Below are 1,874 nucleotides of genomic sequence, written 5' to 3'. Positions count from 1 at the left end.
CGGAGACATCGTAATGAACAAGCGTACCGCACTCGCACTTGCTGCCGGTATGTCGTTGGTTTGCGCAGGGCAAGCACCAGCCAGCCCCAAACCTTGCCGGGATAGGTCCGGTAAAATCATTAATTGCCCTAAGGTTCGCAAAGCATCGCACCGCTGCAAAGATGAACGCGGCAAATTTGCTCCGTGTACCTCGAAGAATGTAGCGAGTGCACCGACCCAGTAATACTCGTTCTGTCGCGTTCTAAACCTCATTCGACCCTCATTGAAATGTCCACGGAACGCAGTGCTTCGGCAGGCACTTAGCTGTATCGATCAGGCTATGTCGGCAGGTCATTCTGCCAACCTGATAGTGCTATTTGTTTGAGCGCTTGAAGGGACGGGTAATGATTTCCGATACTGACGAGGTCCGCGTTCCTCTAGTCGAGGAACGGGTTCAGATCGAAAAGGTCGAGGTTGAGACCGATCGCGTCCGTGTCCGAACCATCGTCGACGAGCATTCCGAAACCGTCGAGCAGGTCCTGCAAACTGGCCGACTTGATGTCCGCCATATCCCGCTTGATCAGGAAGTAGCGGAGGCACCCGCGCCCCGGCAGGATGGCAACACCCTGATTGTGTCGATCGTGGAGGAGCGCCTCGTAAAGCGCCTGTTTCTCATCGAAGAAGTCCACATCACGCAGTCGTCGCATGCCGAGGCTGTCAGCGTCCCGGTGTCGCTGCGCCGCATGCGCGCAGTCGTCGAACAAGACGCTGCAGACCTATCACCAACAGGGAACGAATAATGGCAGATCCGAAGGACACCCGCGGCGCCCCGCCGCGCGAAATGCATATCGGCAAGAAGAAGGGCACCAACTGGCTCGCTTGGATTGCGCTGCTCGCCGGCATTCTAGTCTTGCTCTTCGCTCTCAGCCGCTGCGGTCGCGATGATGCATCTGCGGTCACGAAGGTGGCCTCAACCAACACAACCGATGTTGTTGCTACGACACCGAACGCTGGATCGGCAACGGCTCTGGCGGGCACGTCCGGTTTGGGCGGCTACCTTGCTGGTACCGAGGCGGCACCGCGAACCTTCCAATTCGAGAAACTGACCTTCGACACTGCCAAGAGCACGCTGCGCCCTGACGATGCCAAGGAAGTCGGCACGATCGCCGCGGTCCTAAAGCAGTACGGCGACACCCACGTACGCATTGCCGGCTACGCGGATGCCCGTGGATCCGATGCCGCCAATGCAGCACTGGGCAAGGCGCGGGCTGACGCTGTCAAAGCGGGCCTGGTCGCTCAGGGCATTGCCGCTGATCGCATCGAGACCGTCTCGGGCGGCGAAAGCGATCCTGTCGGCACGAACGCGACCGCTTCAGGCCAAGCTGAAAACCGTCGCACCGAGCTAGTCGTAACGTCGCGCTGATCTTTTACCGAACCTACCAGGAGAGACTATCATGACTCGTACCATCACCGCTCTGTTCGATCACCGTGCCGATGCCGAAGCTGCCAAGCAGCGCCTGCAGGCTGCCAATATCGATGCCGACCATATCCGCATCCAAGACAAGTCCAGCGCTGGCTACAACGAGAGCGGCCACTCCACGCAAGGAGAGCCGGGCCTGTGGGGTTCGATCAAGAACGCGTTCCTCCCCGACGAGGATCGCCATACGTACGAGGAAGGCGTTCGCCGCGGCGGTGTGCTTCTGACCGTCGACGTCGATGAAGACCATGTCGATGACGCGGTGCGTGTTCTCGAAGAGGCAGAGACGGTCGATATCGACGATCGCTCGCAGCAGTGGCGTTCGTCCGGCTGGGCAGGCTCGCCGGCAGTTGGTGCGATGAGCGCTGGATATGCCGATAAGGATCGTTCCGACACCGCTTCGGCGACCGCAACCGGC

The 1,874-nt window shown here is 59.7% G+C and carries 2 protein-coding genes and 1 pseudogene; all 3 read left to right on the top strand.

Annotation, left to right across the window (positions count from 1 at the left end):
* Nucleotides 1-383 precede the first annotated feature (383 nt).
* A complete protein-coding gene (locus sphst_RS14050; RefSeq protein WP_081877549.1) occupies nucleotides 384-779 on the top strand; it encodes a DUF2382 domain-containing protein in 396 nt (131 codons plus the stop codon).
* Entirely contained in the window at nucleotides 779-1,402 is a 624-nt protein-coding gene (locus sphst_RS14045; protein WP_107045715.1) for an OmpA family protein, read from the top strand. The genes sphst_RS14050 and sphst_RS14045 overlap by 1 nt, the downstream gene beginning before the upstream one ends.
* A gap of 31 nt (nucleotides 1,403-1,433) precedes the next feature.
* Nucleotides 1,434-1,874: pseudogene (locus sphst_RS14040) on the top strand (general stress protein); the annotation flags it as partial.

The sequence above is a fragment of the Sphingomonas sp. STIS6.2 genome (assembly GCF_000732685.2).
Taxonomy (GTDB): Bacteria; Pseudomonadota; Alphaproteobacteria; order Sphingomonadales; family Sphingomonadaceae; genus Sphingomonas; species Sphingomonas aerolata.
The sequence above is the reverse complement of the archived record's forward strand: the minus strand, read 5'-3'. Positions and strand labels throughout refer to the sequence as shown.

Coding starts and splice junctions, on each gene's coding strand:
- sphst_RS14050 (WP_081877549.1), top strand. CDS start 384: ATGATTTCCGATACTGACGAGGTCCGCGTTCCTCTAGTCGAGGAACGG.
- sphst_RS14045 (WP_107045715.1), top strand. CDS start 779: ATGGCAGATCCGAAGGACACCCGCGGCGCCCCGCCGCGCGAAATGCAT.